The sequence below is a fragment of the Pollutimonas bauzanensis genome (assembly GCF_900129885.1).
Taxonomy (GTDB): domain Bacteria; phylum Pseudomonadota; class Gammaproteobacteria; order Burkholderiales; family Burkholderiaceae_B; genus Pollutimonas; species Pollutimonas bauzanensis.
In genome coordinates this window covers 326,012-339,391 of the sequence record NZ_FQXE01000005.1, presented here as the reverse complement: position 1 = coordinate 339,391, position 13,380 = coordinate 326,012, and the positions used below count along the sequence as shown (strand labels likewise).

General features: G+C 63.5%; 10 protein-coding genes. 8 read left to right on the top strand and 2 right to left on the bottom strand.

Annotation, left to right across the window (positions count from 1 at the left end; translation table 11 throughout):
* The first annotated feature begins 1 nt into the window (after position 1).
* The 4 genes from lpxA to BUB23_RS12065 are packed head-to-tail and all read left to right on the top strand — an operon-like array spanning position 2 to position 3,449.
* A complete protein-coding gene (gene lpxA / locus BUB23_RS12080; protein WP_425439539.1) occupies positions 2 to 793 on the top strand; it encodes an acyl-ACP--UDP-N-acetylglucosamine O-acyltransferase in 792 nt (263 codons plus the stop codon).
* Positions 790 to 2,049 (top strand): lipid-A-disaccharide synthase, encoded by a 1,260-nt coding sequence (gene lpxB, locus BUB23_RS12075; protein WP_073103361.1) that lies wholly within the window; start codon positions 790 to 792, stop codon positions 2,047 to 2,049. The genes lpxA and lpxB overlap by 4 nt, the downstream gene beginning before the upstream one ends.
* On the top strand, positions 2,036 to 2,644 hold the full coding sequence (gene rnhB / locus BUB23_RS12070; RefSeq protein WP_073103360.1) for a ribonuclease HII: 609 nt from the start codon (positions 2,036 to 2,038) through the stop codon (positions 2,642 to 2,644). The genes lpxB and rnhB overlap by 14 nt, the downstream gene beginning before the upstream one ends.
* Positions 2,645 to 2,648: 4 nt before the next feature.
* Complete coding sequence (locus tag BUB23_RS12065) at positions 2,649 to 3,449, top strand: TrmH family RNA methyltransferase (RefSeq protein WP_073103359.1); 801 nt, start codon at positions 2,649 to 2,651, stop codon at positions 3,447 to 3,449.
* 193 nt (positions 3,450 to 3,642) lie between these two features.
* Here BUB23_RS12065 and ppsR read toward each other — a convergent pair whose 3' ends face one another.
* Positions 3,643 to 4,476 (bottom strand): posphoenolpyruvate synthetase regulatory kinase/phosphorylase PpsR, encoded by an 834-nt coding sequence (gene ppsR, locus BUB23_RS12060; protein ID WP_073103358.1) that lies wholly within the window; start codon positions 4,474 to 4,476, stop codon positions 3,643 to 3,645.
* A gap of 179 nt (positions 4,477 to 4,655) precedes the next feature.
* Here ppsR and ppsA point away from each other — a divergent pair, with 179 nt between their 5' ends.
* Positions 4,656 to 7,019: a phosphoenolpyruvate synthase gene (gene ppsA, locus BUB23_RS12055; RefSeq protein WP_073103357.1), complete on the top strand. Its 2,364-nt coding sequence runs from the start codon at positions 4,656 to 4,658 to the stop codon at positions 7,017 to 7,019.
* 215 nt (positions 7,020 to 7,234) lie between these two features.
* On the top strand, positions 7,235 to 8,215 hold the full coding sequence (gene denD, locus BUB23_RS12050) for a D-erythronate dehydrogenase (RefSeq protein ID WP_073103356.1): 981 nt from the start codon (positions 7,235 to 7,237) through the stop codon (positions 8,213 to 8,215).
* 88 nt (positions 8,216 to 8,303) lie between these two features.
* On the opposite strand, the gene BUB23_RS12045 is transcribed toward denD, so the two are convergent.
* Positions 8,304 to 8,906 carry a TetR/AcrR family transcriptional regulator gene (locus BUB23_RS12045; protein WP_073103355.1) on the bottom strand — a complete coding sequence of 201 codons (603 nt, stop codon included), beginning with the start codon at positions 8,904 to 8,906 and terminating at the stop codon, positions 8,304 to 8,306.
* Positions 8,907 to 9,024: 118 nt separating this feature from the next.
* Between BUB23_RS12045 and BUB23_RS12040 the strand changes: the two genes are divergently transcribed.
* On the top strand, positions 9,025 to 10,191 hold the full coding sequence (locus BUB23_RS12040; protein ID WP_073103354.1) for an efflux RND transporter periplasmic adaptor subunit: 1,167 nt from the start codon (positions 9,025 to 9,027) through the stop codon (positions 10,189 to 10,191).
* Positions 10,192 to 10,221: 30 nt separating this feature from the next.
* A complete protein-coding gene (locus BUB23_RS12035) occupies positions 10,222 to 13,380 on the top strand; it encodes an efflux RND transporter permease subunit (RefSeq protein ID WP_073103353.1) in 3,159 nt (1,052 codons plus the stop codon).

The following is a 13,380-nucleotide window of genomic DNA, read 5'->3' as shown; positions in this document are numbered from 1 at the left end:
GATGAGCCTGATACACCCTAGCGCGATAGTGGCCGCGGGGGCCCGCATCGCCGACGACGTCAGCATAGGCCCCTACAGCATCATAGGCGAACATGTCACGATAGGCGCCGGCACGGTGGTGGGGCCGCATTGCATGATAGACGGCCTGACCACGATAGGCGCCAACAACAATTTCTACCGGTATTGCTCGATAGGCGGCATGCCCCAGGACAAGAAATACGGCGGCGAGCTGACCCAGCTGGAAATCGGCGACGGCAATACCGTGCGCGAGTATGTCACCATCAACACGGGCACGACCCAGGATGTGGGCGTGACCCGGGTCAAGGACGACAACTGGATCATGGCCTATGCGCATATTGCGCATGATTGCCAGATCGGCAGCCACACCGTCATCGCCAACGGCGTGCAGCTGGGCGGCCACGTGCATATCGGCGACTGGGCCATCCTGGGCGGGCTTTGCGCGGTGCACCAGTTCGTGCACATAGGCGAGCACACCATGATAGGCGGCACCAGCACGATGCGCCAGGATACTCCGCCGTATCTCATCGGCGCCGGCGATCCATTCCGTCCCGTCGGCATCAATTCCGAAGGCTTGAACCGGCGCGGCTACAGCCCCGAGGCCATCGCCGCCCTGAAGGAGGCCTACAAGCTGCTGTATCGCCGCAACCTGAAGGTCGAAGAGGCCTGCGAACAGATGCGCGCCCTGCAGCGGGAAAGGCCGCTGGCGCACGATGCGCTGCAGGTCATGATCGACTTTCTTGCCGCGTCCACCCGCGGCATCGCGCGTTCATGACTTTGCGCGTGGGCATGGTCGCCGGCGAGCCGTCGGGCGACCTGCTTGCCGCCCGCGTCATGCGGGGCATAGCCCGCCACGACGCCGGCAGCCGCTGCGAGGGCATAGGCGGCCCCGCCATGCGTCTTCAAGGTTTCGATACCTGGCATTCCATGGACGCCCTGACGGTTTTCGGCTACGTCGATGCGCTCAAGCGCCTGCCCAGCCTGCTGTCCACCTATTCCGATGTAAAGAAGCGCTGGCTGGCGCAAAAACCCGATGTCTTCGTGGGCATCGATGCGCCGGACTTCAATTTGCGGCTGGAACTGCAGCTGAAGCAGGCCGGCATACCCACGGTGCATTTCGTGGGGCCGTCGATATGGGCCTGGCGCTACGAACGCATACACAAGATACGCCAGGCCGTGTCGCACATGCTGGTGTTGTTTCCCTTCGAAGAGGAAATCTATCAAAAGGAGGGCGTGCCGGTCACCTACGTCGGCCACCCGCTGGCGGAACTCATTCCCATGCAGCCTGACCGGGCGGCGGCGCGCCGCTATCTGGGCGTGGAGCCCGGCGCGCGCGTGCTGGCCCTGCTGCCTGGCAGCAGGTCGTCGGAAATCAAGCTGCTCGCGCCGCGCTTCCTGCGGGCGGTGCAATTGCTATCCAGCCAGGACCCGCAGCTGCAGGTGTTGGTGCCCATGGTCAACGCCGGGCGCCGCCGCGAGTTCGAAGCCTTGCTGCGCCAGCATCCCATAGCGAATTGCCGTATCATCGACCAGGCGGAGGCCGGTTCCAGGCCGGCGCCGGACGGCCCGGCATGCGCCGGGCGGGCGGAGGGCGGCGATACGGGCTCCGACGCCTATTTCGCCGCGCGGCCCGCCGCCTGGAACGTCATGCAGGCCGCCGACGCGGTACTGGTGGCCAGCGGCACCGCGACGCTGGAAGCGGCCTTGTTCAAACGGCCTATGGTGATCTCCTATGTGCTTACGCCCATGATGAAACGTCTGATGGAATGGAAATCCGGCCAGTCGCGGCCCTACGTGCCCTGGGTGGGCCTGCCCAATGTGCTGGCGCGCGACTTCGTCGTCCCGGAATTGCTGCAAGACGACGCTACCCCCGAGGCGCTGGCCGAAGCCACCTGGAAGGCGCTGACCGATACGCCTTATGCGCAGCAGGTGGTGCAGCGCTTCGTGGCGATACACGAATCATTGCGGCGCGATACGCCCGGCCTGGCGGCGCGGGCCATCATGGAACAGGCCAGGCATGGAACAGCCTGATCTGCTGAGCGCCCTGGCGCCTGTCGCCTTGCATGTGGCCGGCATAGACGAAGCCGGCCGCGGGCCGCTGGCCGGCCCGGTTTATGCGGCGGCGGTCATCCTGAACCCGGCCAGAAGCATCAAGGGCCTGGACGATTCCAAGAAGCTCAGCGCGCCGCGGCGCGAAGAGCTGGCCATCGAGATACGCAGCTGCGCCCTGGCATGGTGCATCGCCAGCGCGAGCGTGGAAGAAATCGATAGCCTCAACATCCTGCAGGCCACCATGGTGGCGATGCGGCGCGCCTGCGAAGGCTTGTCGCTGCGGCCCGACAAGGCGCTGATAGACGGCAATTGCCTGCCGCGCGGCTTGAGCTGCCTGGCTGAAGCGGTCATTGGCGGCGATGCGACCGTGGCGTCGATTTCGGCGGCCTCCATCCTGGCGAAAACGGCGCGCGACGCCCACTGCCTCACCCTGCATGAAGCATATCCGCTTTACTGCTTTGATCAGCACAAGGGATACAGCACGGCCCTGCATCTGGCCCGTCTTGAAAGCCATGGCCCATGCCCCGCGCATCGCCGCAGCTTTGCGCCCGTCAGGCGCCTGTTGATTTCCTGACGCCATGAAACATATAAGCTCGCGGGATAATCCCGCGTACAAGCGCGTACTTCGGCTGGCTGGCGGCAAGCGGGAAACGCAGGCCGAGAACAGTCATGCCGATCATCATGTGGTCCTGGAAGGGGTGCACCTTTGCCAGGCCTGGCTGCAGCATATCGGCAGCCCCGAGCTGGCCTTGTTCGACGCGCAGCGGCTGGAGCACAGTGCCGAGCTGGGCGCCTTGGCGCGGGCGCTGGATGCGGGCTTGTGTCTTTCCTGCGAGCCGCGGCTGATGAAGGGCTTGTCGCAGGTGGAGCATGGGCAGGGCGTATGTTTCGTGGTGGCCATTCCGACGCCTCCGCTGCCGGCGAGCATCGATCACAATTGCCTGTGGCTGGACCGCGTCCAGGATCCGGGCAATGCCGGAACGCTGCTGCGCACGGCGGCGGCGGCGGGAATCAAGCATGCTTATCTGTCGCCGGGTTGCGCATCGGCATGGTCGGGCAAGGTGTTGCGCAGCGCGCAGGGCGCGCATTTCGTGATGGCTATCCACGAGCATGTGGATTTGTTGTCGGCGCATGGGAGGCTGGCGGTGCCGCTGGTGGCGACGGCGCTGGAAGATGCCGCTGCCTTGTATGAAACCAAGCTGCCGCCGGCATGCGCGTGGTTGCTGGGCAATGAGGGGCAGGGTGTGGACCCGGCCTTGCTGGCGCTGGCCGATGAGCGGGTATTCATCCCGCAAGCGGAAGATGTCGAGTCCTTGAACGTGGCCGTGGCGGCCGGCATCTGCCTGTTCGAGCAGCGGCGCCAGCAGCACGCTTCTTAGCGGCTACGGAGGCCGGATCAATCAACCCGATGTCCAGGCGCCGTGGGCGGGTGTGGGTTGGGCGAAATTTTGAGCAAGCCGCGCAGGCGGCCTGTTTCCGGGAGCGCAGCGACATTGAGCCCAACCCACACCCGCCCACGGCGCCGGCTTAAGAAACCACGGCGACGGGTCAAGAAACCGATCGCCTGCCCGTTCAATAGATCCGGCGATCCAGCCCCACTTCGTCCAGCACCTTCGTGGAAATTTCCTCTATCGACTTGGTCGTCGTGGACAACCATGGAATATTTTCCATGCGCATCAGGCGCTCCGCCTCGGCCACCTCGTGGCGGCACTGCTTGATGGAAGCGTACTGGCTGTTGGGCCGGCGCTCATGGCGCACCTCGGCCAGGCGGCCCGGCTGGATAGACAGGCCGAACAGCTTCTTGCGGTACGGCGCCAGCGTCGCCGGCAGCGAACCGCGATCGAAATCTTCCGGAATCAGCGGGAAATTGGCCGCCTTCACCGCATACTGCATGGCCAGGTACAGGCTCGTGGGCGTCTTGCCGCAGCGCGACACCCCCACCAGGATCACATCGGCCTGCTCCAGCCCGTGTATGAACTGACCATCGTCATGAGCCAGGCTGAAATTGATCGCCTCGATGCGGTTGTTATATTGCTTGGACAAGCCGCCCATGTGCGACCGGCCTACCGAATGGCTGGACTTCACCCCCAGCGCCGTCTCGATGTGCTGGACGAAAGTGCCGAACAAATCCAGGAAAGTGCAGTTCGCCGACTGGATCTTGAGCGCGATTTGCGGGTCCACCAGCGTGCTGAACACCAGCGGCGGCGCGTCCTGTTCCTCCGCGCAGCGATTGATGCGCAGGGCGGCGGCATTGGCCTTTTCCAGCGTATCCAGGAACGGGATGCGTATCGCTTCGAACTTGATCTGCTCGAATTGCGAAAGCACCGAATTGCTGAAAGTTTCGGCGGTAATGCCGGTGCTGTCCGAGACAACGAATACAGTGCGTTCGATAAGGGGCGTGGTCATGGGGATTTTGATGCAGAAGATGCCGGAAACGGTACAATCGCAAGATTAACAGTCGCCTTCCCAGCAGGCAAGGCTGGTTTGCTTAGTGCGTGAGTCCAGTGCGGCCGGACAACAGATTGTGTTTTCGAGCCTTGCGCAATAAGCAAACAAGCTTTCTTCTATAGTTCAAAGGTGACTTTATGTCTTATGTTGTATCTTTCGAGCAGCTCCGCATGACGGACGTCGACTCGGTAGGGGGTAAAAACTCATCGCTCGGTGAAATGATCAGTCAGCTGGCAGGGGCCGGAGTCAGGGTTCCCGGCGGCTTTGCAACCACGGCTGACGCTTTTCGCGACTTTCTCAAATCCACCAAACTCGACCAGCGCATTGCCGACCGCCTGCTGTCCCTCGATTCCGAAGACGTGCGCGAGCTTGCCACCGCGGGCGCCGAAATCCGCCAATGGATCATCGACACGCCTTTCCCCGCCGAATTCGAGCAGGCCATCCGTACCGCGTTCACCGCGCTCGACGCCGACGGCAAGGGCTCGTTTGCCGTGCGCTCGTCGGCCACCGCCGAAGACCTTCCCGATGCATCCTTCGCCGGGCAGCAGGAAACCTTCCTGAACGTGGTCGGCATCGACGATGTCCTGGAAAAAATCCGCCATGTCTTCGCATCGCTCTACAACGACCGCGCGATCTCATACCGCGTCCATAAAGGCTACGCCCATGCCGACGTCGCCTTGTCGGCGGGCATCCAGCGCATGGTGCGCTCCGACCGCGGCGCCGCCGGCGTCATGTTCACGCTCGACACCGAATCCGGCTTCAAGGACGTGGTGTTCATCACCTCGTCGTATGGCCTGGGCGAAACCGTGGTGCAGGGCGCGGTGAATCCCGACGAATTCTATGTGTTCAAGCCCACGCTGGAATCGGGGCACTATCCCATCATCAGCCGCCGCATCGGCTCCAAGCTGCTCAAGATGGAATTCGACCCCGAGCGCGCTTCGGGCCATGCCGTGCGCACGGTCGATGTGCCGGTATCCGAGCGCAATCGCTACTCGCTCACCGACGACGAAGTCATCGAGCTCGCCCGCTATGCCGTGATCATCGAAAAGCATTACCAGCGCCCCATGGACATCGAATGGGGCCGCGACGGCATCGACGGCAAGATCTACATCCTCCAGGCCCGCCCCGAAACGGTCAAGTCGCAGCAAGGGCACCATGACGTGCAGGAGCGCTACCGCCTAAAAGCCACGGGCGAAGTCCTTATCACCGGGCGCGCCATCGGCCAGAAAATCGGCTCCGGCAAGGTGCGGGTGGTGGGCGATATTTCCCAGATGGACCAGGTCAGGCGCGGCGACATCCTGGTCACCGACATGACAGACCCCAACTGGGAGCCGGTCATGAAACTGGCCTCGGCCATCGTCACCAATCGCGGCGGACGCACCTGCCATGCCGCGATCATCGCGCGCGAGCTGGGCATACCCGCCGTGGTCGGCTGCGCCAACGCCACCGACGTGCTCAGCGATGGCAAGGAAGTCACCGTGTCCTGCGCCGAGGGCGACGAAGGGCGCATCTACGACGGCCTGATCGAGACCGAAATCGAGGAAGTCCGCTGGGGCGAAATGCCCGATATCGGCCTCAAGGTCATGATGAACGTCGGCAATCCGCAGCTGGCCTTCGATTTTTCGCAGATCCCCAACCACGGCGTCGGCCTCGCGCGCCTGGAATTCATCATCAACAACAATATCAACGTGCATCCCAAGGCTGTGCTCGATTATCCCAACGTCGATGCCGAACTCAAGAAGGCGGTCGAATCGGCGGCGCGCGGCTATGCCAGCCCGCGGGCTTTCTTCGTCGAGAAGCTGGCCGAGGGCATCAGCACCCTGGCCGCGGCGTTCTACCCCAAGCCCGTCATTGTGCGCCTGTCCGACTTCAAGTCGAACGAATACCGCAAGCTGGTGGGCGGCTCGCGCTATGAGCCCGAAGAGGAAAACCCCATGCTGGGTTTCCGCGGCGCGTCGCGCTATGTGTCGGCCGAGTTCGAAGAGTGCTTCAGGATGGAATGCGAAGCGCTCAAAAAGGTACGCGACGACATGGGCCTGACCAATGTCGAGATCATGGTGCCGTTCGTGCGCACCTTGCCCCAGGCGGCCAAGGTGGTCGATCTGCTCGCCAGGAACGGCCTGGCGCGCGGCGACAATGGCTTGCGCCTGATCATGATGTGCGAAGTGCCTTCCAACGCCATCCTGGCCGATGAGTTCCTGCAATACTTCGATGGTTTCTCCATAGGTTCGAACGACATGACCCAGCTTACGCTGGGCCTGGACCGGGATTCGGGACTGGAGCTTCTGGCGGCGGATTTCGACGAACGCGACGAGGCTGTCAAGTTCATGCTCCGCCGCGCCATCAAGGCCTGCCTGGCCGCCGGCAAGTATGTGGGCATTTGCGGCCAAGGCCCCAGCGACCATCCGGACCTGGCTCAATGGCTGCGCGACGAAGGCATCTTGTCGATGTCATTGAACCCCGACACGGTGGTCGATACCTGGCAGCGCCTGGCCAAGTAAGCGGGAAGCCCGCCGGACCGCGATCCCGCAGCGGGGGTACGTCCGGCGGCGCCATGGCTGGGTGCGGCACAGGGCTGTCTTGCCCCCAGTTGGGCGTTGCGCCATTGCCATCCAGCATTTACGATAAGCCAGAATAATTTACGATAAGCCAGAATAATTTACGGCAAGCAAGAATAATTTACGGCAAGCAAGAATATGTGCAGGGAGACAACAATATGGAAGTTTTAGTCACAGGCGCGGCGGGCTTTCTGGGCCGCCAGCTGATACGCGAGCTGCTCAAGCTCGGCACGCTCACCAATCGCGCCGGGCAGGCGCAGCGCATCGAGCGCATCACCGCCTTCGATGTGGCCGCGCTCGATGGCATCGATGATCCGCGGGTCCGGGCCATGACCGGCGATATCGCCGATCCGGGGCAGATCGAACGCCTGATAGGCCCCGGCATCGACAGCGTGTTCCATCTGGCCGCCATCGTGTCGGGGCAGGCCGAACAGGACTTCGACCTGGGTTTGCGCATCAATTTCGACGCGACCCGGGCGCTGCTGGAACGCCTGCGCGCGCTCGGCGCGAACAGCAGGTTCGTCATGACCAGCTCAGTCGCGGTGTTCGGCGGCGCTCTGCCCGCTACCGTGGACGACGCGCAGGTCTGGGCGCCGCAAAGCTCTTATGGGACCGAAAAGGCCATGGCCGATCTGCTGCTCGCCGATTACAGCCGGCGCGGCTTCGTCGATGGCCGCAGCCTGCGCATGCCCACTATCGTGGTGCGGCCCGGCAAGCCCAACCGAGCGGCCTCCAGCTTTGCCAGCGGCATCATCCGCGAGCCGGTCAGCGGCGCGCAAGCCATCTGCCCCGTGAGTCCGGACACCCGCTTATGGCTGATGTCGCCGGCCTGCGCCATCCAGAACATCGTGCATGGGCACGAGCTGCCCGCGCGGCAACTGACTGGCGGGCGGGTGATCAACATGCCCGGCCTGTCGGTCTCGGTCCAGGAAATGGTCGATGCCCTGCGCCGCGTCGCCGGCGACGAGGCCGCCGGCCGCGTGGTGTTCGAGCGCGATGCGGCCATCGACGCGATAGTGAGCTCGTGGCCCGGCAACTTGTCCGCCGTCTATGCGCGCGCGCTGGGCTTTGCCGCCGATGGGGATTTCGACAGCGTGATCCGCCACTTCATCGAAGACCAGCGGCTCGCGGCCTCATGAGCTGACAAGCCTGGCCGCCGGACCAGACTACACCAGACCACGACATGGCGCCCCGGACGGGGCGCCATGTCGCCATGCGGCAGCAGCGCTATGCGGCCGCGCCATAGGCGCGCAGGAAGATATCCACAATACATCGGGCCTTGCGTTCCATTTCCTTGTCGTCCACCGCCACGGCCGCGCCGAGCAGGTTGCGGATCATTTCCGACTCGCACAGGCTGCGCAGGAGCATGGCCATCGTGTCCGGATCGGCGTCGCGCAAAGTGCCTTTGCTTATCTCCACGCGCAAGACGTCGGCAATGTGCAGCCAGACACTGCGCGGACCCTGTTCGTAGAACTGCCGGCCGATGTCGGACGTGCCTCCCACCGAAATGGCCACCCGCAGCACCTGCGTGGTTTCGGGCGAGCTTATGAGCGCGAGCAAGGACGTGACAAAACGGTGCAATTGCGTGGGGAAATCGCCCGCCGTCTGCAATAGCTGCAGCACGTCATGCGCATGCTTGTCCGCCGAGCTGAGCATGGCTTGCAGCAGCAGTTCTTCCTTCGACGAAAAGTAGTTGTACAGGGTGGCTTTGGACCCGCCCACGCGCGCGGCGATTTGCGACATCGACGCCGCCTCGAAGCCGACTTCCCGGAACACTTCCAGTGCGACAGCCATGATGGCGTCGCGCCGGGCTTCACTTTTCGTTCTCATTCCCGCAATCCTCCATTCTGTACCACTCGGTACAGTTTTGCTTGACAGAAATCTTTTGTCAAGCTTAAACTGACCGTACAGTACAGTTATTAAATTATCTCATCCCACTCGAGACTCTATGAAGCCAAATCCCCGCCGCCCTTTATTGCAGGCCCTGACGATATTGGCTGGCGCCATCATTATCGCCGGTTGCAGCGAGCCCGTCGCGCAGGGCGGCCCGGCGCCGATGCCCGAAGTCAGCGTAGTGACGCTTGCCGCCGCGCCGGTGTCGCTCACCACCGAACTTCCCGGGCGCATCAGCGCCTTCATGGTCTCGGAAGTGCGCCCCCAGGTGGGCGGCATCGTGAAAAAAAGGCTGTTCACGGAAGGCAGCGATGTCAAGGCCGGCGAAACGCTGTATGAAATCGATCCGGCCACCTATCAGGCCAGTCATGACAGCGCGAAGGCGGCGCTGGCCAAGGCCGAGGCCAACCTGAAAGTGGCGCGGCTGACCGCGGCCCGATACAAAGAGCTGGTCAAGATCGATGCCGTCAGCAAACAGGATAATGATGGCGCCGTGGCCGAACTGCTGCAGGCCCAGGCCGACGTGGCCTCGGCCCGCGCCGCGCTCGATATGGCGGCCATCAATCTGGGCTATACCCGGGTGACGGCTCCCATTTCGGGGCGCATAGGCCAATCCAGCATCACTCCCGGCGCCCTGGTGTCCGCCAGCCAGTCCGATGCGCTGGCCAAGATCCAGCAACTGGACCCGCTATACGTCGATGTCACGCAGTCCAGCGTCGAATTGCTGCGGCTGCGCCGCGCGCTGGATTCCGGTTCGCTGTCCAGCTCCGAAGAGGCCCGCGCCAATGTCAGGCTGATCCTGGAGGACGGCACGCCGTACCAGCACGCGGGCGAACTGCAGTTCTCGGATGTCACCGTGGACCCTGGCACCGGCATGGTGAGGCTGCGCGCGGTATTCCCCAATCCCGACCATCAGTTGCTGCCGGGCATGTATGTGCGCGCGGTGCTGGAAGAAGGCATGCGCGCCCAGGCCGTATTGGTGCCGCAGCAAGGCGTCACGCGGGATTCCAAAGGCAATGCGACGGCGCTGCTGGTCGACGCCGAAGGCAAGGTGCAAGCCCGTGTCCTGACGGCGACGCGAACCATAGGCGACAAGTGGCTGGTCGATGCCGGCATCGAGCCCGGCGAGCGGGTGATAGTCGAAGGCGTGCAGAAAGTGCGTCCCGGAATATCCGTCAAGGCGGTGGAACTTACCGCTGCCGTCCAGCCCACGGCCGGCTGAGCCCGATTCACTCCCAGAAATAGGTACACCATGTCGCGATTTTTCATCAATCGTCCGATCTTCGCATGGGTAATCGCCTTGGTGATTATGCTTGCGGGCGGATTGTCCATCCTCGGCCTGCCGGTCGCGCAGTACCCTAGCATTGCCCCCCCGCAGGTCACCATCACGGCCATTTACCCCGGCGCGTCGGCCCAGACGCTGCAGGATACGGTGACGCAGGTCATCGAGCAGCAGATGAAGGGCATAGACGGCATGGACTATATGTCGTCGACCAGCGATTCGTCGGGCGCCATGACCATCACCATCACCTTCGCATCCGGCACGGACCCCGATATTGCCCAGGTCCAGGTGCAGAACAAGCTGTCCGTGGCCACTCCCATGCTGCCGCAGGAGGTCCAGCGCCAGGGCGTCGTCGTGACCAAGTCGACCGCGAATTTCCTGATGGTGGTCGGACTGATCTCCGAAGACGGCAGCATGACCGCCACCGACCTGGGCGACTACGCCGTCGCCAATCTGCGCGACCCCATGAGCCGCGTCGAAGGCGTGGGCGAAGTGCAAGTGTTCGGCAGCCAGTACGCCATGCGCGTCTGGCTGGACCCCGACAAGCTGCACAGCTACAGCCTGGTTCCCGCGGATGTGGTCGCCGCCATTCAGGCGCAGAACGCCCAGGTATCGGCCGGCCAGCTGGGCGCGGCCCCGTCCGTCGCCGGCCAGCAGATCAATGCCACGATCACCTCGCAAAGCCTGCTGCAGACGCCGCGGCAGTTCGGTGAAATACTGCTGCGCAGCACGCCCGACGGCGCGTCGCTGCGGCTGCGCGACGTCGCCCGGCTGGAAATGGGCAGCGAAAGCTACGACGTGCTGGCGCGCTACAACGGCAAGCCGGCGGCGGGGATGGGCTTCAAGCTGGCCACCGGCGCCAATGCGCTCGATACGGCGGAAGCCATCAAAACCAGCATAGGCGCGCTGGAAAAATCCTTTCCGCAGGGCATGAAGCCGGTCATCGCCTTCGACACGACGCCTTTCGTCGAAGTGTCCATCCACGGGGTGATCTCCACCCTGGTGGAAGCGGTCATCCTGGTGTTCCTGGTAATGTACCTGTTCCTGCAGAACTTCAGGGCCACCATCATCCCGACGATAGCCGTGCCGGTCGTCCTGCTGGGCACTTTCGGCATTCTGGCGGCTTTCGGATTTTCCATCAACACGCTGACCTTGTTCGGGGTGGTGCTGGCCATCGGCCTGCTCGTCGACGATGCGATCGTGGTGGTCGAAAACGTCGAGCGCCTGATGAGCGAGGAGGGCTTGCCGCCCAAGGCCGCGACGCTCAAATCCATGGACCAGATCACCGGCGCCCTCGTGGGCATCGGGCTGGTGATTTCCGCCGTGCTGGTGCCCATGGCCTTTTTCGGCGGCTCGACCGGCGTGATCTACCGCCAGTTTTCCATCACGATCGTGTCGGCCATGGGGCTGTCGGTCCTGGTGGCCATCGTTCTGACGCCGGCGCTATGCGCCACGATGCTCAAGCCTGTGCCGCAGGGCGGGCATGAGCAGCGCGGGCGTTTCTTTTCCTGGTTCAACCGCGTCTTCGACCGGGGCACCCTTAAATACCAGTCCATGGTCGGGCGCATGATCGCGCGCAGCGGCCGCTATCTCTTTATATACCTGGCCCTGGTCGCCGTCGCCGTGCTGCTGTTTGTCAGGATGCCCACATCGTTCCTGCCCGACGAGGACCAGGGCGTCCTGTTCGCCCAGGTGCTGTTGCCCGCGGGCGCGACCCAGGAGCGCACGCTGGCTGCGCTGGACAAGATGGAAACACATTTCGCCACCGAGGAAAAAGGCAATGTCGAGTCGGTGTTCACCGTGGCAGGCTTCAGCTTTGCCGGAGCGGGCCAGAATGCGGGGCTGGGTTTCGTCAAGCTGAAACCCTGGGATGAGCGCCCCGGCGCGGAAAATGGCGTTGCCGCCATCGCCGGCAGGGCCGCGATCGCGCTGTCGCAAATCAAGGACGGGATGATTTTCGCCTTCGCGCCGCCCGCCGTCCTCGAACTGGGCAATGCCAAGGGCTTCGATATGTATTTGCAGGATCAAGCGGGCATGGGGCATGCCAAGCTCACCGAGGCGCGCGATCAGTTGCTCGGGCTGGCGGCCCAGAACCCCAGCCTGACCGCCGTGCGGCCCAATGGCCAGGACGACACGCCTCAGTACCGCATCGAGATCGATCAGGCCAAGGCGGGCGCTTTGGGCCTGAGCATGGACCAGGTCAATAGCACCCTGTCCAGCGCATGGGGCGGCACTTATGTGAACGATTTCATCGACAAAGGACGCGTCAAGAAAGTATACGTGCAGGCCGACGCGGCGGCGCGCATGGTGCCCGAAGACCTGCAGAAATGGTATGCGCGCAATGCGTCCGGCGAGATGGTGCCATTCTCGGCCTTCGCCACGGCGCATTGGGAATATGGCTCGCCGCGCCTCGAGCGCTATAACGGCATTCCCGCCGTGCAGATCCAGGGCGAGCCCGCGCCCGGCGTGAGTTCGGGCGATGCGATGGCCGCCATGGACGGCATAGCGGCTCAATTGCCGGAGGGCTTGGGCATCGAATGGACGGGCATGTCCTACCAGGAGCGCATGTCCGGGTCGCAGGCCCCAGCCTTGTATGCCATTTCGCTGATCGTGGTTTTCCTGTGCCTGGCCGCCTTGTATGAAAGCTGGTCCATTCCTTTCGCCGTGATGCTGGTCGTGCCGCTGGGCGTGCTTGGCGCTCTGCTTGCGGCCAGCGGCCGCGGCATGTCCAACGACGTGTACTTCCAGGTGGGCCTGCTCGTGACGATAGGGCTGGCCGCCAAGAACGCCATCATGATCGTCGAATTCGCCCGGGACCTCATGGACGAAGGCATGAGCGCGGTCGAAGCCGCGCTCGAGGCCGCGAAGCTGCGCTTGCGGCCCATCCTGATGACCTCGATCGCTTTCGGGCTCGGGGTGCTTCCCCTGGCCATCAAGAGCGGCGCCGGCTCGGGTAGCCAGAACGCGATCGGCACGGGCGTGCTCGGCGGAACGATAGCCGCGACGGCATTGGGCATCTTCTTTATTCCCGTGTTCTTCGTGGCCGTGCGCAGGCTGTTTTCCTCGAGCAGGGAAAGCGCTGCGCAACAGCCCGATTTCCCGGCAACACCATCGACCAGCGAGCTTTAG